Here is a 19,649-nt window from a genome sequence, read left to right as displayed (position 1 = left end):
CACTCCACCACCGACGCGGCCCGAGAGCGACCGAGTTCCGCTGTCGACCGCCCCCTAGGCTGGGGGTCGTGAGACTCGTCTTCGCCGGGACCCCCGAGGTCGCGCTGCCCTCCCTCGACGCCCTCGTCGCCAGCGACCACGACGTGGCCGCGGTCGTCACCCGTCCGGACGCCCGCGCCGGCCGAGGTCGTACGCTCCGCCCGTCGCCGGTGGCCGAGCGGGCGCTCGAGCTCGGGATCGAGGTGCTCCGACCCTCTCGCCCGAGCGACCCGGCCTTCGTGGAGCGGCTGCGCGAGATCGCGCCGGACTGTGCGCCTGTCGTCGCCTACGGCGGGCTGATCCCGGCCGACGTCCTCACCATCCCGCGCCTGGGATGGGTGAACCTGCACTTCTCCGTCCTGCCCGCGTGGCGCGGGGCCGCACCGGTCCAGCATGCGCTGATCGCGGGCGACGAGGTCACCGGAGCCTCGGTGTTCTCGCTGGTGGCCGAGCTCGACGCGGGCCCGGTGTTCGGGCTCCTGACCGAGCGCATCCGCCCGGAGGACACGGCCGGGACGCTGCTCGCCCGCCTCGCCGACGTCGGCTCCGGACTGCTCGTCGACGTGATCGACCACCTCGAGGCCAGCGACATCGAGGCGCGCACGCAGCCCGAGGACGGGCTGTCGTACGCCCCGAAGCTCACCACCGAGGACGCCGAGGTCGACTGGACCGTCCCGGCGCTCGGTGTCGACCGGAGGATCCGCGGGTGCACCCCCGCGCCGGGCGCCTGGACCACCTACGCGGGCGAGCGGCTGAAGCTCGGCCCGGTCAGCGTCCTCGACGAGACCACGCTCAAGCCCGGGGAGATCGCGACCACGAAGTCCGAGGTCCGCGTCGGCACGGGGACGACCGACGTCCGCCTCGGCGAGGTCCAGCCGCACGGCAAGAAGGCCATGGGTGCCGCCGACTGGGCGCGCGGTGTGCGCCCCGAGCCCGGAGCACGCCTTGGCTGAGCGTCGTGACCGGCCGCAGACCCGCCAGCGCGTCGATCCCACCCGCAAGGTCGCGTGGGAGGTGCTGCGGGCCGTCGAGGAGCAGGACGCCTACGTCAACCTCCTTCTGCCGGGCCTGCTGCGGGACCACGGCATCACCGGCCGCGACGCCGCGTTCACCACCGAGCTCACGCACGGCACGATCCGCCGCTCGCGGACGTACGACGCCGTGCTCGACACGCTCGCGCCGAAGGGGATCGACGCCCCGGTACGCGACGTGCTGCGGCTCGGCACCCATCAGCTCCTCGCCATGCGGGTCCCCAGCCACGCCGCCGTCTCGACGAGCGTCGACCTGACGCGTGCCGTCATCGGGCACCGCCCCGCGTCCTTCGTGAACGCCGTCCTCCGCAAGGTCGCGGCCGCCGACCTGGACACGTGGGTGTCACGGGTCGCGCCGCCGTACGCCGAGGACCCCGTCGGACACCTCGCCGTCGTCCACGCCCACCCGCGATGGGTCGTCGAGGCCTTCCGCGACGCGCTCGGTGAGCACGACGGCGAGCTGGGCGCGCTGCTCGCCGCGGACAACGAGCCCCCGCAGGTGACCCTCGTGGCGCGACCCGGTCTCGCTGAGCCGGGAGATCTCGACGGCGTCGACGGTGAGCCGGGGGAGTGGTCGCCGTACGCGTTCCGCCTCGCCGGCGGCGATCCCGGCGGCATCCCCGCCGTGCGCGACGGGCGGGTCGGCGTCCAGGACGAGGGCTCGCAGCTGGTCGCGATCGTCGGTGCGTCGGTGCCGGTCGACGGACCCGACGAGCGCTGGCTCGACCTGTGCGCCGGGCCCGGGGGCAAGGCGGCGCTGCTCGGTGCGATCGCCGCCGGACGCGGCGGGACGCTCGTCGCGAACGAGGTGACCCCGCACCGGGCAGACCTCGTACGCTCGGCGGTCCGCCTCCTCGACAACACGGAGGTCACCGTCCACGACGGGCGCACGTTGGAGTCGGCGACGCCGTACGACCGGGTCGTCGTGGACGCCCCGTGCACCGGTCTCGGTGCCCTGCGGCGGCGCCCGGAGGCCCGCTGGCGGCGCCAGCCGTCGGACCTCGAGTCGCTGACGGCGCTGCAGAAGGCGCTGCTCGAGCATGCGCTGGACCTGACACGCGTCGGTGGCGTGGTCGCGTACGCGACGTGCTCACCCCACCTCAGCGAGACCCGGGACATCGTCGACGCGGTGATCTCCGCGCGTGACGACGTCGAGGTCCTCGACGCCACCGCGGTCCTCCCGGACGTGCCGCACCTCGACCGGTCCGCGCCGTACGCCCAGCTGTGGCCGCACCTGCACGGGACGGACGCGATGTTCGTCGCCGTCCTCCGCCGCCTTCCCTGACCGCGCCGGGTCGGGTCCGGCGTCGCCACCGTCAGAGGACGTGGCCCCCGTTGACGGTGATCTGCTGCCCGGTGACAAAGCCACCGGCGTCGGAGACGAGGTGAGACACCATGGCCGCGACGTCGTCGGGGGTCCCCATCCGCCCCATCGGGACCTCAGCCGCGTACGTCGTCGTGTCGGCGCCCGCGTGCCGCTCCACCGGGATCCAGCCCGGCTCCACGAGGTTGACCGTGATGCCGAGCGGGCCGAGCTCCTTGGCCCACACCTTCGTGAGGCCGATCTGCGCGGTCTTGGCCGCGACGTACGCCGAGGCGCGCGGCAGCGCCCGCGCCGTCATGTCGGACCCGATCATCACGACCCGGCCGCCGCCCGCTGCGCGCATGGCGGGGAGCGCAGCCTGGACGAGCAGCGTCGGACTCTTGACGAAGAACTCGAGCTGGTCGAGGTGGGCACGCCAGGTGAGCTCGTCGACAGCGGCGGACGGCTGGGGGCCGGTCGCGTTGGCGACCACCGCCGTCACGGGTCCGAGCCGGTCCTCGATGTCGCTGAACAGGCGCGACACCTCGTCCTCGTCGACGACGTCGGCCGCGAACGCCTCCGCCTCGCCCCCCGACGCTCTGATGTCCTCGACGACGCCGTGCGCGGCATCGCGGCCCCGCCGGTAGTTGACCGCCACAGGCCTCCCGTCGGCCGCCAGCGTGCGAGCGATCGCGGCGCCGAGGCCACGAGAGGCTCCTGTCACGACGATGACGCCCGGGGTACTCACCTGCGCAGCGTAACGGCGCACCCGACTAGCCTGTCGTCCATGGGCATCCGCATCTCGCCGAGCATCCTCTCCGCCGACTTCGCGAACCTCGAGCGCGACGTCACACGGATCGCGGGAGCCGACTGGGTCCACGTCGACGTGATGGACAACCACTTCGTCCCCAACCTGACGCTCGGCCTCCCAGTGCTCGAGGCGATCAGCAGGGTCACCGACGTCCCGGTGGACGCGCACCTCATGATCGAGGACCCGGACCGCTGGGCACCCGCGTACGCCGAGGCCGGCGCCCAGAGCGTGACGTTCCACGTCGAGGCCGCCGCCGCTCCCGTGCGGCTGGCGCGCGAGCTGCGTGCCCAGGACGCCCGCGCGTCGATGGCGCTGAAGCCGGCGACGCCGATCGAGCCGTACGAGGACCTCCTCCCCGAGCTCGACATGGTGCTCCTGATGACGGTCGAGCCGGGGTTCGGCGGTCAGGCGTTCCTCGACATCATGCTTCCGAAGATCCGCCGGACGCGCGCGCTGCTCGACAAGCACGGGGGCGACATCTGGCTGCAGGTCGACGGTGGCGTCTCCGCCGACACGATCGAGCGGTGCGCCGAGGCAGGTGCCGACACCTTCGTCGCCGGGTCCGCGGTGTTCGGGGCGGACGATCCGGGCGCGATGGTCGACCAGCTGCGCGACCGGGCCGCGGAGGCGACGCACCGACACGCCTGAGGCGACCCACGTCTCATCGGCCGGGACCGGTGCCGTGCGGCTCTCGCACCCTCGTACACTGGGCGCAAGAGCATTGCGTGCTCCGGGGTCGGTGCAATTCCGAGCCGGCGGTGACAGTCCGCGAGCCACGAGCCTTCGGGTGACTGGTTGACCTGGTGGAACTCCAGGACCGACGGTGAAAGTCCGGATGGGAGGAACGCGCAAACACCTCGTGCTGTCAGGTCGCCCGTCGACCCGTCAGGACGGGGTGCTGGTCTCGTCATCCCCGGAGCCCGCGTCACGACGACGGAAGGGCGCTCCGGTGGCAGATCACCACGAGCAGACGGCGATGCGCCGAGCACTCGACGCTGCGCGCGAGGCCGTCGACAAGGCGCTCCCGAACCCGCGCGTCGGCTGCGTGATCCTCGATCCCGCCGGCACGGTCGTCGCGGTCGGAGCACACCGTGGAGCCGGTACGCCGCACGCCGAGGCCGACGCCCTCGCAAGGGCCGGCGACCGGGCCCGCGGCGCGACCGCGGTCGTCACGCTGGAGCCGTGCAACCACACCGGCCGTACGGGCGCCTGCTCGGAGGCCCTGATCGCGGCCGGGGTCGTGCGTGTCGTGTACGCCGCCGACGACCCGAACCCGGTCGCCTCCGGGGGAGCCGACCGGCTTCGCGCAGCGGGCGTCGACGTCGAGGGCGGCCTGCTCGCCGGCGAGTCGGAGCGGCTCAACGTGGCGTGGACCCACGCCGTACGCACCGGCCGCCCGTTCGTCACCTGGAAGTTCGCCGCGACCCTCGACGGGCGCAGCGCCGCCGCCGACGGGTCGAGCCAGTGGATCACCGGCCCCGAGGCACGCCTCGACGTGCAGCGGCTGCGCGCCGCCTGCGACGCGATCCTCGTCGGCACCGGCACCGTGGTCGCTGACGACCCTCGCCTGACGTTGCGCGACGACGAGAACGCCCCGCTGCCGTACGCCGTCCAGCCCACCCGGGTCGTGATGGGCGAGCGGCTGGTCGCTGCAGACGCCCGCGTCCGCGACGACGACGCGCCGTTCCTGCAGCTGGTGACCCGCGACGTCGACGCGGCGCTCGCCGCGCTGGCGGAGCACGAGATCCGGCACGTCTGGCTGGAGGGCGGTCCACGCCTCGCGGGAGCGTTCCTCGCTGCGGGCGCGGTCGACGAGGTGGTCGCCTACGTCGCACCGACCCTGCTGGGCGCCGGTGCCACCGCGCTCAGCGGCACGGGCATCCAGACGCTCGCCGACGCCGTGCAGCTCGACGTCACCGACACCACCCACGTCGGCCCGGACCTGCGGATCACCGCACGACCCCGGCCGCTCGCACCCACAGATGAGGACCGCTCCTGATGTTCACCGGAATCGTCGAAGAGCTCGGCAGCATCGCCGCGATCGAGGAGCAGGCGGACGCGATCCGCCTCACGGTCCGCGGCCCCCTCGTCGTGTCGGACGCCGCGCACGGGGACTCGATCGCGGTCAACGGCTGCTGCCTGACGGTGACCGATCACGACGCCGAGACGTTCACGGTCGACGTGATGAAGGAGTCGCTCGACAAGACGTCGCTCGGTGCGCTCGCGGTCGGCGACCCCGTCAACCTCGAGCGGGCGATGCGTGCGGACGGACGGTTCGGCGGCCACATCGTGCAGGGACACGTCGACGGCACAGGTGTCGTCCGCTCGCGGACGCCGAGCGACCACTGGGAGGTCGTCGAGGTCGCGTTCCCCGCCGACCTGGGCCGCTACCTCGTGCCGAAGGGGTCGATCACGGTCGACGGGACGTCGCTGACGGTCGTCGACGTGGGACCCGACTCGTTCACCGTGTCGCTGATCCCGACGACGCTGGACGCGACCACCCTCGGGACGAAGCAGCCGGGCGCACCGGTGAACCTCGAGGTGGATGTCCTCGCCAAGTACGTCGAGAAGATGATGCAGCGATGAGCCTTCTCACGGACCTGTACGACGCGCACCTGACGATCGGCGGGCACGCCATCGCGTGGCGCGAGATCGTCGGCAACGCGTTCGGGCTCGCGTCCGCGATCGGCGGGATGCGTCGCAAGGTGTGGGCGTGGCCGGTCGGCATCGTCGGCAACGTGCTGCTGTTCACCGTGTTCCTCGGCACCGCCCTCGGCGGCCACGGCGCCCCGCTGTTCGGGCAGGCCGCACGGCAGGTGTTCTTCGTCGCGGTGTCGATCTACGGCTGGCAGCGCTGGCGGAGCACCCGCACCACGCCCGACGCGCCGGCGGTGGTGCCGCGCTGGGCGACGACGCGCGAGCGGACGGCGTACCTGCTCGCCGCCGGCGTCGGCGTGGTCTTCTGCGCGTGGCTGTTCACCCAGGTGGGCGCGGGCTGGCCGGCCCCCTCCTGGTACTACGTCGCGGACGCCTGGATCTTCGTCGGCTCGATCCTCGCCACCTTCGCGATGGCGCGCGGGTGGGTCGACTTCTGGCTCGTCTGGCTCGCGGTCGACCTGGTCGGGGTCCCCGAGCTCATCTACTTCCACTACTACCCCTCGGCGGTGCTGTACGCGGTCTACGCGGGCTTCGTCGTCTGGGGGTTCGTGGTGTGGCTACGCGTGGCGCGCGCCGAAGCGCCGAACCAGGACCGAGCACCGGAGGTGGTGGGCGCATGAGCGCAGAGCAGGGCATCGACCCGTACGACGAGCTGGACGCGGTCCGTCTCGACACCGTCGAGCGCGCGATCGCCGACGTGGCGGCGGGAAAGGCCGTCGTGGTCGTCGACGACCCGGGCCGCGAGAACGAGGGCGACCTGATCTTCGCGGCGAGCAAGGCGACGCCCGAGCTGATGGGGCTGATGGTCCGCTACTCCAGCGGGTACGTCTGCGCGCCGGTGACCGGCGAGATCCTCGACCGGCTCGGCATCGCGCTCATGACCCCGCACAACCGCGACCGGCTCAAGACCGCGTACACGATCTCCGTCGACGCCCGCGACGGCGTCACGACCGGCATCTCCGCGGCCGACCGTGCGCACACCGTGCGTGTCCTCGCGGACTCGGCCACCGAGCCGTTCGAGCTGATCCAGCCGGGCCACATCCTTCCGCTGCGCGCGAAGCCGGGGGGCGTCCTCGCCCGCGCCGGCCACACGGAGGCGGCGGTCGATCTCGTCCGGCTCGCCGGGCTCACGCCGGCCGGCGTCATCGGCGAGCTCATCAACGACGACGGCAGCCTGATGCGCGCGCCGCGGCTGCGTGAGTTCGCCGACGAGCAGGGCATGGCGATGATCTCGATCGAGGACCTCATCACGTACCGCCGCCGTCACGAGTCGCAGATGGAGCGCGCGGTCGAGACACGGCTGCCGACCGAGTTCGGCACCTTCGTCGCGTACGGCTACCGCAACATCGTCGACGGCAACGAGCAGGTCGCTCTCGTGTACGGCGACCTCGGCGACGGCGCCGACGTCCTGGTGCGGGTCCACTCGGAGTGCCTGACCGGCGACGTCCTCGGTTCGCAGCGGTGCGACTGCGGGCCCCAGCTGCAGGCGTCGATGGCGGCGGTGACCGAGCACGGCTCCGGCGTCATCGTCTACCTGCGCGGCCACGAGGGCCGGGGGATCGGGCTGCTCGCCAAGCTCCAGGCGTACGCGTTGCAGGACGGTGGCCAGGACACCGTGGACGCCAACCTCGCCCTCGGCCTGCCCATCGATGCGCGTCACTACGCGGACGGTGCGCAGATCCTGCGCGACCTCGGCGTCACGTCGGTGCGTCTGCTCACGAACAACCCGGACAAGGTCGAGGCGCTGGAGCGCTACGGCGTGCCCGTCGCCGAGCGCGTGGCGCTGGCGATCAGCCCGACCGACGACAACCTGCGCTACCTGCAGACCAAGGCCGAGCGGATGGGCCACCACCTGCCTGACCTGGTCGAGATCGAGACTGCCGAGCTGAACAGCTCGGCTGCGGACACGAAGGAGAGCACCCGATGAGCGGACACGGTTCGCCCGACCTGGCGAGCACCGACGGGAGCGGCCTCAAGGTCGCGATCGTCGCGTCCTCGTGGCACACCGTCGTCATGGACGGGCTGATCGGGGGCGCGACGCGCGCACTGTCGGAGATGGGCGCCCCGGAGCCGATCCTCGTCCGGGTGCCCGGGTCGTTCGAGCTGGCGCCGGTCGTGCAGGCGTACGCGCGCTCCGGGTACGACGCGGTGGTCGCGCTCGGTGTCGTGATCCGTGGCGGCACCCCGCACTTCGACTATGTCTGCGCGGCCGCCACGGACGGTCTGTCGCGGGTGGCACTGGAGACGGGTGTGCCGGTCGGGTTCGGTCTGCTCACGTGCGACGACGAGAGCCAGGCGCTCGACCGTGCGGGCCTCACCGACAGTCGCGAGGACAAGGGTCGTGAGGCCGCGCAGGCAGCCGTCGCGACGGCGCGTGTCCTGCGATCGGTACGCTAGGCCTCGATGAAGACCTTCGACGCGCTCTTTTCCGAGCTGAGCGACAAGGCGGCCACCCGCCCTGAGGGCTCGCGCACCGTCGCAGAGCTCGACGGCGGCGTCCACTCGATCGGCAAGAAGCTGGTCGAGGAGGCAGCCGAGTCGTGGATGGCAGCCGAGCACGAGTCGCCCGAGCGGGCGGCCGAGGAGCTCAGCCAGCTTCTCTACCACGTGCAGGTGATGATGCTGGCCAAGGGACTCACGCTGGAGGACGTCTACGCGCATCTGTGACGGGCAAGCCGCCCCGTCCTGCTTGCCCGTGCCTTCGCCCTACAGCACGTCCGCCGGGCACGGTTGCCCCGGCGAGACCAGATCCGAACCGGGAAGACCGTCATGCTGAAAGTCGCCGTACCCAACAAGGGCTCGCTGTCCGAGTCCGCCGCCCAGATGCTCGTCGAGGCGGGCTACCGCCAGCGCCGCAGCAGCCGCGACCTGGTCACCATCGACGCCGAGAACGACGTCGAGTTCTTCTACCTCCGTCCGCGTGACATCGCGATCTACGTGGGGGAGGGGACCCTCGACATCGGGATCACGGGCCGTGACCTCCTCCTCGACTCCGGAGCCTCCGCCGACGAGATCCTCTCGCTGGGGTTCGGGGCGTCGAGCTTCCACTTCGCCGCACCCGTCGGCACGCTCGCGGACCTCGCCGAGATCGCCGGCCGGACGATCGCGACCTCCTACCCGGGCATCGTCAAGGCCTGGCTCGCCGAGCGGGATATCGACGCGAAGGTCATCCGGCTGGACGGTGCCGTCGAGTCGTCGGTCCGGCTCGGCGTCGCCGACCTGATCGCGGACGTCGTCGAGACCGGCTCGACGCTGCGTCAGGCCGGGCTCGAGATCGTCGGTGCCCCGATCCTCGCCTCCGAGGGCGTCGTGATCCGACCGAAGGACCGACCGACGCCGGCGGGGTTCGCCGTGTTCGAGCGGCGCCTGCAGAGCGTCCTCGTCGCGCGGACCTACGTGATGATGGACTACGACATCCGCGTCGAGCAGGTCGAGGCGGCCGTCGCCCTGACCCCCGGCATCGAGTCGCCGACGGTGTCGCCGCTTCATCGCGAAGGGTGGGTCGCAGTCCGGTCGATGGTGCCGCGCGACGCCGCCCAGAAGGTGATGGACGAGCTGTGGTCGCTCGGTGCCCGGGGCACGCTCGTGACCGACATCCTGGCGTGTCGCCTGTGAGCTCGGGATCGGAGGCTGGTCCCGGTCCGGACGGGCGCCGCGTCTTCCGGCCGGTGGGGCCGGCGATCGTCTCCGTCGTCGCGGGGGCCTGCCTGTGGGTCCTGTTCTTCGCGATCGCCCTGACGCTCCCCGACGAGGTCCGCTCCGAGTTCACCGTGCTGCAGACCGGCACGCTCGTGCTGTTCCTGCTGTTCGTCGACGCGCTGCTGTGGGGCATCGCTCGGAGCCGGGTGGTCGCCGACGACGACGGGATCCATGTGCGCAACGGCTACCGGACCCACCACCTGGCGTGGTCCGACGTGCTGGACGTCGCCTACACCGCGGGCGCCCCGTGGCCGACGCTCGAGACCCGCGACGACCGCAGGATCATGATGGTCGGCATCCCGGCGTCCGACGGGCCGCGGGTCCGTGACGCCGTCTGGTACCTGCGGGAGCGGATGCTCGAGTCCGACTCCTGACCGGGATCCGCTGCGCCGGCGCGGGGTCTACTGGATCCCGTGCCGGCGCAGGATGTCCTCGATCTCCGACATGTCGTCGTCCTGTGCGGCCTTCGGGGTTGCAGACCTGCGTCCCGCACCTCGCTTGGACGCGCTGACCTCGGGCTGCGCGGTCGTGCCCCCGACCTCGGCGCGCGCCTTGGAGCGGCCCTTGGCCCGGGTGCCGGCGACGATCATCACGACGGCGACGATCCCGACGACGATCCCGAGCCAGACGCTCGGCCGGAACACGAACCCTGCGGCCCAGTCGGCGACGGCGTCGGCGATCCGCACGACCAGGCGAAGGGCGCCGACCATCCACAACGCCCACGGGACGAGCGCCCAGCCGAGGCGGCGTACGACGGCTGCCCGGTCGCCTGCGCGGCTCGCGCGCCACGCGAAGAACAGCGCCAGCGCGGACAGGATCACGGCCCAGGGCAGGAGCATGACGTCGTTCATCCCTCCAGTCTGCCTCACGGACCTCGTACCCGGGAGCCGCGGAGCCACCGGCTAGCGTGGACAGCGTGGCATCACTCGCAGAACCCGCGTTCCCGGGCGACGACGGATCGGCCGACGCTGCTCTCACCGCAGCGCTGACGGCGTACGACACGAGCGGCGACCTGGGTCCGGTCCTGGTCGCACTCGGGTCGGCACGGGTGCTCGTCCCCGTCGTCGCCGTCCTCGGCGAGCACGCGACACCGGGCACCGACAAGGAGGCCGACATGGCCACCGTGATGCTCACCGGCGCCGACGGCCGCAAGGCGCTGCTGGCGTTCAGCTCGGTGGAGACCCTGGGTGCGTGGCGCCCCGAGGCCCGCCCGGTGCCGGTCTGGGCGCGGGAGGCTGCGCGCGCCGCGCTCGCCGAGGGGGCGACGGCGTTGCTCCTCGACCTCGCCGGGCCCGTACGCGCGGTGGTCGAGACCGAAGACCTCCAGCACCTCGCCGACGGCGACGACCTGGTCGGCGTCGGGGCTACGTGGGCCTGGTCGAAGCGGTCCTGACCGACGGCCCGCCGACGCCCTCAGCCGACCTTGCCGGCCTTCAGCCGACCTTGCCGGCGACCTCCCACTCGATCCGCCGGTCGTCGCGGACCCTGATGTCGATCTTGCCCGAGACCCCTGTCGAGAGGGTGAGCCGGCACGTCGCCGTGACACCGGGCTCGCGCTCGATCGTCGTCGGGCAGGTGACGGACTTCACGCTGGTGCCGTCGACCTGGCGCTCGTAGCCGACCTTGATCCGCTGCTCGAGCCGGGCGGTGTCGATCGGGTCGCTGCCGCACGCGGCGATCACGGGGACCACGGCACAGCAGACGGCCAGGGCGCGAACGGGGATCCTCACGACTGCTCCTCGGTCTGTGACCCGTGGGGGGCGGGACCGCGGAAGCCTAGCAAAGGCGTACGTCGACGGTGATCCGCACCGTGTTGTCCGCGCGCGCGATCCGGGCCACGAAACCCGCCCGGCCGATCGTCCTGAGCACCGCGTCGTCGCCGGGCTGGCTGACGACGACGATCTCGTCGGCGCCGTTCCGCCGGGCGACCCGGGCGGCGTGCCGGACGAGCGCCGTCCCGACCCCGCGTCGCTGCCAGGCGTCCTCGACGATCGCGCCGACCTCCCACGTGCGCGGGGTCTCCTCGTCGAGCGGCGCGGCGACCGCGTGCGCGACCACCGCGTCGCGAATCTCGGCGACGAGCGCGACACCGTCGACCGGGGCGGCCAGGCGTCGCGCCATCCGCCGGTGGATCACGCCGGTCATCGGTGCGTGATAGCGGCGGTAGAGCGTGGCCTCGCTGCACCGCGCGTGGAGGTCGACCAGCGCGGGCGTGTCCTCCGGAACGGCGACGCGGACGTGGGGGTCCTCGTGCGCGGGGCGTTCGCCGTCGCCGGACCCGTTGCCGGCAGGCCCGCTGAAGCGCTCGATCGCCGTGGCCGGCGTACGGCTGTGCGACGCCGCTCGTGACACGACGCCGACGAGCTCGACGAGAGCCTCCGCGCGGGCGCGCTCGACGGACGTGAACGGCACGGCACGGGCGATCGTGCCCTCGCCCGGCAGCACGACCAGGTCGTGCCCCGCGTAGTCGGCGACGTCCGGCGGGTCCGTCTCGAGCAGGCGCGTGAGCTCGTCGACGAGCCGGGTACGCCCCGCAGCCACCCTGGTCACGGCCTGCAGATAGCTCGTGGGGGCGTCGTGGAGCGAGCGCGCCGTGCACCGCGTCACGCTCACCTGCTCGCCGCCGGCGGCCAGGACGAGCTCGTGCACCCGGACCTCCGTCCAGGTCGGCCCGACGCTCACGACGAGCTCGTCGGTGACCCCGTCGTGCGCCGGGAACACCTGGAGGCTCAGGATGTTGATGCCCGCGTCGCCGCACGACCGTGCCAGAGAGGCCAGGACACCGGGGCGATCCTTGATGGTGGTGCGGACGCGGTAGAGCATGCGCTCATGCTCGCCCGGGCCTGTTAACACCCGGGATCCTCGGGGTTGCCGCCGGATTTCGGTCTCGGCGGGGCGTCTGCTACCGTTGGCCGTCGAAGTGGAGTCCACTCCCACCTGGGCGATCTGAGGGTCGTCGGGTCCTGCTCTGAGAGCTTCCCGTCCCGGGGAGACCGACGAGCAGCGTGCACCTGGTGCGCGGTTCCGGTGGCCTTCGCTTCGAAGCGAAGGCCATTTTTCGTCTCTGGTGGTCGTCGCACGACGACTGACCAGTACGAACCCAGGAGGACCCATCACCACAGAGCTTCGCGTCAACGACCGCATTCGCGCCAACGAGGTGCGCCTCGTCGGTCCCAACGGCGAACAGGTCGGCATCGTCCGACTCGACGATGCGCTGCGCCTGGCACAGGAGTCCGACCTCGACCTCGTCGAGGTCGCCCCGACGGCCCGTCCGCCGGTGTGCCGCCTGATGGACTACGGCAAGTTCAAGTACGAGGCCGCCCAGAAGGCGCGCGAGTCCCGGCGCAACCAGACCCACACCATCATCAAAGAGATGAAGCTGCGGCCGAAGATCGACCAGCACGACTACGACACCAAGAAGGGTCACGTCGAGCGGTTCCTGAAGCAGGGCGACAAGGTCAAGATCACGATCATGTTCCGTGGTCGTGAGCAGAGCCGCCCGGAGCTCGGCTTCCGTCTCCTGCAGCGCCTTGCGGCTGACATCGAGGAGCTCGGCTTCATCGAGGCGTCGCCGCGACAGGACGGTCGCAACATGACGATGGTCGTCGCACCCCACAAGAAGAAGTCCGAAGCCCGCGTGGAGGCCAAGGAGGCGAAGGATCGCCAAATGGCCGAGCGGGCTGCCGAGCGTGATGCCGACGCTGCGTACGAGAAGGCGCAGCGCGAGGCGAGCGAGCAGCCGGTTTCTGCGAAGAAGCCCCGCAAGCGCTCGGAGAACATCGACCCAGACATGGAGGCATGAGATGCCGAAGATGAAGCGCAACTCGGGCATGAAGAAGCGCGTCAAGGTGACGGGCACCGGCAAGCTCGTGCACAAGCACGGTCGTCGCCGCACCCACATGATGCAGAAGTCGAACACGGCGCGCACCCGCCTCGAGAACGGCGACCAGCCGATCGCGAAGGCCGACGTCCCCCGCGTCAAGCGCATGCTCGGTCTCTGACCAGCCCGCTGAGCCGTCAAGAATCTGCCGCACCCGAGACTTACCGAACGAGGAGTTAACCCATGGCACGCGTGAAGCGTTCCGTCAACGCAGCGAAGAAGCGTCGCGAGACGCTCGAGCGCGCATCCGGCTACCGCGGACAGCGCTCGCGCCTCTACCGCAAGGCCAAGGAGCAGGTCACCCACTCGCTGGTCTACAGCTACCGTGACCGCCGCGCCAAGAAGGGCGACTTCCGTCGCCTCTGGATCACCCGCATCAACGCCGGTGTCCGCGCGCACGGGATGACCTACAACCGCTTCATCCAGGGCCTGCGCCTTGCTGGTGTCGAGGTCGACCGCAAGATCCTCGCGGATCTCGCCGTCAACGACGCGAACGCGTTCGCCGCGCTGGTGGAGACCGCGAAGGCGAGCCTCCCGGCTGACGTCAACAAGCCGAAGGCGTCGGACGCCGCCGCCTGATCCGGCTGCTTCCGCGTAGACACGCACGTGGCGAGTCCTGAGCACGTCCTCACCCCCCGTACGGGGCGGGTGAAGGCTGCTCGGCGGCTCGCCACGCGGCGTTTCCGGGAGAAGGAGCGCGCGTTCCTGGCGGAGGGCCCGCAGGCCGTGCGGGAGGCGCTCGAGCTGGCCTCGCGACGCCCCGGGCTGGTCCACGACGTCTACGCGACCGCGGCCGTCACGCAGCGCTATCCCGACCTGGTCGCGGCTGCCGGAGCTCTCTGGCACGTCGTCGACGACGAGGTGGTGGCCGCGATCAGCGAGACGGTGGCGCCGCAGGGCGTCGTCGCCGTGTGCGACTACCTCGACCGGCCGCTGGCCGACGTCCTCGCCGGTGTGCCACGGCTGCTCGCGGTCTGCGCGGAGGTGCGGGACCCCGGCAACGCCGGCACCGTCATCCGCTGCGCGGACGCTGCCGGGGCGGACGCCGTCCTGCTGCTGGGTGACTCGGTCGACCCCTACAACCCGAAGGCCGTCCGTGCGAGCGTCGGGAGCATCTTCCACCTCGACGTGGTCGTCGAGCGCGACACCGCTGCGGCGGTCGCCGCCGTACGCGCAGCAGGTCTGCGCGTGCTGGCCGCCGACGGCGTCGCTGACGTCGACCTGTTCGACGCCGAGCGCGGCGGGCTGCTCGACGGGCCGACCGCCTGGTTGTTCGGCAACGAGGCCTGGGGGCTGCCGGAACCCACCCGCGCCCTGGCGGACACGGTCGTGTCCGTCCCGATCTTCGGCCGCGCCGAGAGCCTGAACCTCGCGACCGCCGCGGCCGTGTGCCTGTACGCTTCCGCGCGTACCGCACATCCGGCGAGGGACTGACGGAGGCCGCCGTGATCGACGTCGACCTCCTGCCCGACGGCGTGGTGCTCGCCGATGCCGACGGCACGGTCTTCCGGGTCAACGCTGCTGCCGTACGCATGCTTGACCGGCCGGCCGAGAAGCTGCTCGGGATGCACATCTCCGACGCGCTGCCGCTCGACGACCTGGCCGGCAACACGTGGTTCGACTGCATGCGCCCGTACTCCGGCCTGTCCACCCGTACCCGCCTGTCGGAGTCGAGCTGGCACACGCACGAGGGCGTCGAGCTCCTGGTGACCGCGACGCTCGTGCGAGACGAGCGCCGTGGCCAGGTGCGTCAGCTCGTGGTGTCCCTGCGGACGGCGAAGTCGCGCGCGAGGCGCGACCGCGCCCGCTCCGACCTCGTCGCGACGGTGGCGCACGAGCTCCGGTCGCCCCTGACCGGCGTGAAGGGCTTCACGGCCACGCTCCTCAACAACTGGGACCGGTTCTCCGACCAGCAGCGCCAGCTCATGCTGGAGACCGTCGACTCCGACGCCGACCGGCTGTCGCGCCTGATCACGGACCTGCTGGACGCGGCCCGGATCGACTCCGGTCGCCTGGTCCTGCGTCCCGAGCCCGTCGACCTCGTCGAGGCGACACGGCGGATCCTCGAGAACGTCGCCGCCGGGAGCGGCCTGCGGATGGAGGTCACCGCGGAGACCGACCTCCCGCGGGTCTGGGTCGACCCCGACCGCTTCGCGCAGGTCGTCACGAACCTCCTCGAGAACGCCCAGCGGCACGGACTCGGCGTGCGGGAGGTCGTCGTACGCCGTCCGTCCCGGTTCCCCGACGGGGTCGCGCTCGAGGTGTTCGACTTCGGCCCCGGCATCCCGGAGGAGATCCGGACACGTGTGTTCACGCGGTTCTGGAGGTCGGGGGACCGCGGAGGCACCGGCCTCGGCCTCTACATCGTCAAGGGCGTCGTCGACGCGCACGGCGGCGAGATCGAGGTCTGCGACGGCGACCGGGGCGGGGCCTGTGTCGGCGTGTGGTTCCCCGAGAACGTCCCCGACGTCCTACGCGACAGCCCGCGCCCCTAGGCAGCGCTCCCACACAGACCGCACCGAAAAGGCGTTCGACGACCTCCTTAGACTGGACGAGTACTCGGCCGTGCCGCCGCGTGCCCGATGAAAGGTGACCATGTCCGGACCCAACAGCGACTACGACCCCGTGGAGGTCTCGCCGCTCCACGCGGAGGAGGTTGCGGCCATGCGTGACGCGGCTCTCGCAGCCATCGCCGCCGCCGACACCCTCGAGACGCTGAAGCAGGTACGCCTCGACCACGCCGGCGACCGCTCGCCGCTCGGGCTCGCCAACCGTGAGATCGGCGCGCTGCCCCCGCAGGCCCGCAAGGACGCCGGGATGCGTGTCGGACAGGCCCGCAAGGCGGTGTCCGAGGCGATCGCCGAGCGCACCGCCGCGCTCGAGGTCGAGGCCGAGGCGCGCATGCTCGCTGACGAGACCGTGGACGTCACGCTGCCGACCGACCGTACGCCGGCCGGGGCACGGCACCCGCTGACCACCATCCAGGAGAAGGTCGCCGACATCTTCGTCGCGATGGGCTGGGAGGTGGCCGAGGGTCCCGAGGTCGAGGCCGAGTGGCTGAACTTCGACGCGCTGAACCTGGGTCCGGACCACCCGGCGCGCACGATGCAGGACACCTTCTGGGTGACCCCCGAGAAGGCCGCGATGGTGCTGCGCACCCACACGTCGCCGGTGCAGGCCCGCACGATGCTCACCCGCAAGCCGCCGATCTACGTGATCGCGCCCGGCCGGGTGTTCCGTACCGACGAGCTCGACGCCACCCACTCGCCGGTCTTCCACCAGGTCGAGGGGCTCGCGATCGACGAGGGGCTCTCGATGGCCCACCTCAAGGGCACCCTGGACCACTTCGCCCAGGCGATCTACGGCGAGGGCATGACGACGCGCTTCCGCCCGTCGTACTTCCCGTTCACCGAGCCGAGCGCCGAGATGGACCTGCTCTGCTACGTCTGCCACAACGACCCGGCCGAGGTCGCCGACTGTCGCACGTGCCGCGGCGAGGGCTGGGTCGAGTGGGGCGGCTGCGGCGTCGTGAACCCGCGCGTCCTGGTCGCCAACGGCGTCGACCCCGAGCGCTACTCGGGGTTCGCCTTCGGGATCGGGCTCGACCGGACGATCACGGGCCGGTACGACATCGCCGACCTGCGGGACCTGTTCGACGGCGACATCCGTTTCACCGAGCCGTTCGGAGTTGAGATCTGATGCGCGTCCCCGTGTCGTGGCTGCGCGACTACGTCGATCTGCCGGCCGACCTGACCACCGCTGCCCTCGCTGACCGCCTGACGATGCTCGATCTCAAGCTCGAGGAGATCGTCTCCGCCGGCGCCGAGCTGTCCGGCCCGATCGTGGTCGGGCGGGTGCTGTCGGCCGAGCCGGAGCCGCAGAAGAACGGCAAGACGATCAACTGGTGCTCGGTCGACGTCGGCCCCGTGCACAACGCCGAGGGCAACGAGCCGCGCGGCATCGTGTGCGGAGCGCACAACTTCGGCGCCGGTGACCTGGTCGTCGTCGCACTCCCGGGTTCGGTGCTGCCCGGGCCGTTCGCGATCAGCGCGCGCAAGACGTACGGGCACGTGTCCGACGGGATGATCTGCTCCGGCGCCGAGCTCGGCACCGCAGGCGACCCCGACGGGATCATCGTGCTGCCGGAGGGCTCCGCCGAGGTGGGCGCCGACGCGGTCGCGCTGCTCGGCCTGCGCGACGAGGTGCTCGACCTCGAGGTCAACCCCGACCGTGCCTACGCGCTGTCGATGCGCGGCGTCGCCCGCGATGCCGCGATCGGCTACGACGTCGCGTTCCACGACCCGGCGGCGATCGACGTCCCGGACGACGGCTCGGGCGCATACCCCGTCGTCGTCGACGACGCCCTTGCGTGCCCGGTCTTCGTGACCCGCACGGTCACCGGCTTCGACCCGACCCGCCAGACGCCGCGGTGGATGTCGCGCCGCCTCGAGCTGATGGGCATGCGTCCGATCTCTCTCGCCGTCGACGTCACCAACTACGTGATGCTCGAGCTCGGCCAGCCGATCCACGGTTATGACCGGGACGCGCTGCAGGGACCGATCACGGTGCGCCGCGGTCGCGCGGGGGAGAAGGTGACGACCCTCGACGACGTCGTCCGTGACGTCACCCCCGACGACCTGCTCATCACCGACGAGTCCGGCCCGATCGGGCTCGCCGGCGTGATGGGCGGCCAGACGACCGAGCTCGCCGCGACCACCACGAACATCGTGATCGAGGCCGCCCACTTCGACGCACCGACGATCGCCCGCACGGCGCGCCTGCAGAAGCTCACGAGCGAGGCCTCGCGACGCTTCGAGCGCGGCGTCGACCCGCAGCTGCCGCCGTACGCCGCCCAGCGCGTCGCCGACCTGCTCGTCGCCCTCGGCGGCGGCGAGATCTCGGCCGGGCTGACGCTGGTCGGTGCCGCGCCGGCCCTGCCTCAGGTCTCGCTCGCCGCCGACCTGCCCGCCCGGATCTCGGGCGTGGCGATCGCCGCCGACACCGCTGCGCTCGCGCTCCGCCTCAACGGGTGCACGGTGGAGCAGGCCGACGGCACTCTCCACGTGGTGCCGCCGTCGTGGCGCCCGGACCTGACCGACCCGTACGACATGGTCGAAGAGGTGCTCAGGCACGTCGGCTACGACCAGGTCCCGTCGGTGCTCCCGCACGCTCCCGCCGGTCGTGGGCTCACCACGCAGCAGCGTCTCCGGCGTCGCGTCGGCCTCGTGATGGCCGGCGCCGGCTACGTCGAGGTCAAGACGTTCCCGTTCGCGGGTCCCGCCGACTTCGACCGGCTGCACCTCCCCGACGACGACGTACGCCGAGACCAGGTGCTGCTCGAGAACCCGCTGTCGGCGGAGGAGCCCGGTCTGACGACGACCCTGCTGACGGGTGCCCTGAAGGCGCTCGCGCTCAACGTCGGGCGTGGTCACGACGACGTCGCGATCTTCGAGACCGGCCGCGTGTTCCTCCCGAAGGACGAGGCGAGCGACGCCCCGATCTACGGGGTCGACCGCGCGCCGAGCGACGACGAGTTCGCCGCGTTCGACGAGGCGCTCCCCGAGCAGCCGCTGCACCTCGTGCTCACCGCGACCGGGCACCGCGAGCCTGCGGGCTGGTGGGGCCAGGGCCGCCGCGTCCAGTGGGGAGACGCCGTCGACGCGGTCCGTCGGGTCGCCGACGCGGTCCACGTCCCGCTCGAGGTCCGCGCCGGGTCGATTCCCGCGCCGTGGCACCCCGGTCGTACGGCGGAGCTGCTCGTCGCGGGAGAGACCGTCGGCTTCGCCGGCGAGCTGCACCCGCGCGTCTGTCGCGACTACGGCGTGCCCGCGCGCACCGTGGCGACCGAGATCGACCTCGACCGGCTTCTCGCCGCGGCCCCCGACCTGGGACGACGCCCGTCGTTCTCGGCCTACCCGGTCGCCAAGGAGGACGTGTCCCTCGTCGTCGCGAACCGGGTGGCGAGCCAGGACGTCGCCGATGCCCTCGCGGAGGGCGGTGGCGACCTGCTCGAGTCGGTCCGCCTCTTCGACGTCTACACCGGTGAGCAGGTGCCCGAGGGCCACAAGTCGCTCGCGTTCGCGCTGCGGATGCGCGCTCACGACCGCACGCTGACCGAGGCGGAGGCCACCGCCGTACGCGACGCCGCCGTCGCCCGTGCCGCCGAGGTGACGGGAGCCGTTCAGCGCGCCTGAGCGTCCGCTCGCGCGGCTGGTGCCTCTCGCGCGC

23 protein-coding genes and 1 riboswitch are annotated in these 19,649 nt (G+C 72.0%); of the genes, 19 read left to right on the top strand and 4 right to left on the bottom strand.

All coding sequences use genetic code 11. The features are described from left to right. Positions 1 to 68: 68 nt before the first annotated feature. Positions 69 to 992 carry a methionyl-tRNA formyltransferase gene (gene fmt / locus GH747_RS06340; RefSeq protein WP_149768763.1) on the top strand — a complete coding sequence of 308 codons (924 nt, stop codon included), beginning with the start codon at positions 69 to 71 and terminating at the stop codon, positions 990 to 992. Further along, positions 985 to 2,355, top strand: a complete 1,371-nt coding sequence (locus tag GH747_RS06335; RefSeq protein ID WP_149768762.1) for an RsmB/NOP family class I SAM-dependent RNA methyltransferase — start codon at positions 985 to 987, stop codon at positions 2,353 to 2,355. Before fmt ends, GH747_RS06335 begins: the two co-directional genes overlap by 8 nt. A gap of 31 nt (positions 2,356 to 2,386) precedes the next feature. Here the strand turns inward: GH747_RS06335 and GH747_RS06330 are convergent, their stop codons facing one another. After that, entirely contained in the window at positions 2,387 to 3,121 is a 735-nt protein-coding gene (locus GH747_RS06330; protein WP_149768761.1) for an SDR family oxidoreductase, read from the bottom strand. Between the two features lie 39 nt (positions 3,122 to 3,160). Between GH747_RS06330 and rpe the strand changes: the two genes are divergently transcribed. The 9 genes from rpe to GH747_RS06285 all read left to right on the top strand — a co-directional run bounded on the left by rpe (position 3,161) and on the right by GH747_RS06285 (position 9,915). Next, a complete protein-coding gene (rpe, locus tag GH747_RS06325) occupies positions 3,161 to 3,832 on the top strand; it encodes a ribulose-phosphate 3-epimerase (protein WP_149768760.1) in 672 nt (223 codons plus the stop codon). A 74-nt stretch (positions 3,833 to 3,906) separates the two neighbouring features. Beyond that, a riboswitch (FMN riboswitch) is annotated at positions 3,907 to 4,035 on the top strand. 125 nt (positions 4,036 to 4,160) lie between these two features. After that, positions 4,161 to 5,183, top strand: coding sequence for a bifunctional diaminohydroxyphosphoribosylaminopyrimidine deaminase/5-amino-6-(5-phosphoribosylamino)uracil reductase RibD (gene ribD / locus GH747_RS06320; protein ID WP_149769463.1), 1,023 nt, complete (start codon positions 4,161 to 4,163; stop codon positions 5,181 to 5,183). Then, a complete protein-coding gene (locus GH747_RS06315) occupies positions 5,183 to 5,770 on the top strand; it encodes a riboflavin synthase (RefSeq protein ID WP_149768759.1) in 588 nt (195 codons plus the stop codon). The genes ribD and GH747_RS06315 overlap by 1 nt, the downstream gene beginning before the upstream one ends. Next, positions 5,767 to 6,462 (top strand): nicotinamide mononucleotide transporter family protein, encoded by a 696-nt coding sequence (locus GH747_RS06310; RefSeq protein WP_149768758.1) that lies wholly within the window; start codon positions 5,767 to 5,769, stop codon positions 6,460 to 6,462. Before GH747_RS06315 ends, GH747_RS06310 begins: the two co-directional genes overlap by 4 nt. Further along, positions 6,459 to 7,769 (top strand): bifunctional 3,4-dihydroxy-2-butanone-4-phosphate synthase/GTP cyclohydrolase II, encoded by a 1,311-nt coding sequence (locus GH747_RS06305; protein ID WP_149768757.1) that lies wholly within the window; start codon positions 6,459 to 6,461, stop codon positions 7,767 to 7,769. The genes GH747_RS06310 and GH747_RS06305 overlap by 4 nt, the downstream gene beginning before the upstream one ends. Next, positions 7,766 to 8,239, top strand: coding sequence for a 6,7-dimethyl-8-ribityllumazine synthase (gene ribH / locus GH747_RS06300; RefSeq protein WP_149768756.1), 474 nt, complete (start codon positions 7,766 to 7,768; stop codon positions 8,237 to 8,239). Before GH747_RS06305 ends, ribH begins: the two co-directional genes overlap by 4 nt. Before the next feature lie 6 nt (positions 8,240 to 8,245). Beyond that, a complete protein-coding gene (locus GH747_RS06295) occupies positions 8,246 to 8,509 on the top strand; it encodes a phosphoribosyl-ATP diphosphatase (RefSeq protein ID WP_149768755.1) in 264 nt (87 codons plus the stop codon). 102 nt (positions 8,510 to 8,611) lie between these two features. After that, positions 8,612 to 9,457, top strand: coding sequence for an ATP phosphoribosyltransferase (gene hisG / locus GH747_RS06290; protein WP_149768754.1), 846 nt, complete (start codon positions 8,612 to 8,614; stop codon positions 9,455 to 9,457). Continuing rightward, positions 9,454 to 9,915, top strand: coding sequence for a PH domain-containing protein (locus GH747_RS06285; protein WP_163695342.1), 462 nt, complete (start codon positions 9,454 to 9,456; stop codon positions 9,913 to 9,915). Before hisG ends, GH747_RS06285 begins: the two co-directional genes overlap by 4 nt. A gap of 27 nt (positions 9,916 to 9,942) precedes the next feature. Here GH747_RS06285 and GH747_RS06280 read toward each other — a convergent pair whose 3' ends face one another. Beyond that, entirely contained in the window at positions 9,943 to 10,392 is a 450-nt protein-coding gene (locus GH747_RS06280; protein WP_149768752.1) for a hypothetical protein, read from the bottom strand. 65 nt (positions 10,393 to 10,457) lie between these two features. Here GH747_RS06280 and GH747_RS06275 point away from each other — a divergent pair, with 65 nt between their 5' ends. After that, entirely contained in the window at positions 10,458 to 10,934 is a 477-nt protein-coding gene (locus GH747_RS06275) for an SseB family protein (RefSeq protein WP_228552806.1), read from the top strand. Positions 10,935 to 10,974: 40 nt separating this feature from the next. Here GH747_RS06275 and GH747_RS06270 read toward each other — a convergent pair whose 3' ends face one another. Both GH747_RS06270 and GH747_RS06265 read right to left on the bottom strand, forming a co-directional pair. Then, entirely contained in the window at positions 10,975 to 11,271 is a 297-nt protein-coding gene (locus GH747_RS06270; protein WP_149768750.1) for a DUF4333 domain-containing protein, read from the bottom strand. 46 nt (positions 11,272 to 11,317) lie between these two features. Then, positions 11,318 to 12,364 carry a GNAT family N-acetyltransferase gene (locus GH747_RS06265; RefSeq protein ID WP_163695339.1) on the bottom strand — a complete coding sequence of 349 codons (1,047 nt, stop codon included), beginning with the start codon at positions 12,362 to 12,364 and terminating at the stop codon, positions 11,318 to 11,320. A gap of 334 nt (positions 12,365 to 12,698) precedes the next feature. Here GH747_RS06265 and infC point away from each other — a divergent pair, with 334 nt between their 5' ends. From infC to pheT, 7 genes are all read left to right on the top strand, one after another. Then, complete coding sequence (gene infC, locus GH747_RS06260; RefSeq protein ID WP_240466118.1) at positions 12,699 to 13,343, top strand: translation initiation factor IF-3; 645 nt, start codon at positions 12,699 to 12,701, stop codon at positions 13,341 to 13,343. 1 nt (position 13,344) lies between these two features. Further along, positions 13,345 to 13,542: a large ribosomal subunit protein bL35 gene (locus tag GH747_RS06255; protein ID WP_149768748.1), complete on the top strand. Its 198-nt coding sequence runs from the start codon at positions 13,345 to 13,347 to the stop codon at positions 13,540 to 13,542. Between the two features lie 62 nt (positions 13,543 to 13,604). After that, positions 13,605 to 14,000 carry a 50S ribosomal protein L20 gene (rplT, locus tag GH747_RS06250; protein ID WP_149768747.1) on the top strand — a complete coding sequence of 132 codons (396 nt, stop codon included), beginning with the start codon at positions 13,605 to 13,607 and terminating at the stop codon, positions 13,998 to 14,000. A gap of 27 nt (positions 14,001 to 14,027) precedes the next feature. Then, positions 14,028 to 14,855 carry a TrmH family RNA methyltransferase gene (locus GH747_RS06245; RefSeq protein WP_149768746.1) on the top strand — a complete coding sequence of 276 codons (828 nt, stop codon included), beginning with the start codon at positions 14,028 to 14,030 and terminating at the stop codon, positions 14,853 to 14,855. A gap of 11 nt (positions 14,856 to 14,866) precedes the next feature. Then, positions 14,867 to 15,916, top strand: a complete 1,050-nt coding sequence (locus GH747_RS06240) for a sensor histidine kinase (RefSeq protein WP_228552805.1) — start codon at positions 14,867 to 14,869, stop codon at positions 15,914 to 15,916. A gap of 100 nt (positions 15,917 to 16,016) precedes the next feature. Beyond that, the gene (gene pheS / locus GH747_RS06235) at positions 16,017 to 17,120 is read left to right on the top strand and encodes a phenylalanine--tRNA ligase subunit alpha (protein WP_149768745.1); all 1,104 of its coding nucleotides are present in this window, start codon (positions 16,017 to 16,019) and stop codon (positions 17,118 to 17,120) included. Continuing rightward, positions 17,120 to 19,615: a phenylalanine--tRNA ligase subunit beta gene (gene pheT / locus GH747_RS06230; RefSeq protein WP_149768744.1), complete on the top strand. Its 2,496-nt coding sequence runs from the start codon at positions 17,120 to 17,122 to the stop codon at positions 19,613 to 19,615. Before pheS ends, pheT begins: the two co-directional genes overlap by 1 nt. Positions 19,616 to 19,649 lie beyond the last annotated feature (34 nt).

The sequence above is a fragment of the Mumia xiangluensis genome, from assembly GCF_010994095.1.
GTDB classification, from domain to species: domain Bacteria; phylum Actinomycetota; class Actinomycetes; order Propionibacteriales; family Nocardioidaceae; genus Mumia; species Mumia xiangluensis.
Note: the sequence above shows the minus strand (reverse complement) of the source record. Positions and strands in the feature narration are given on the sequence as shown.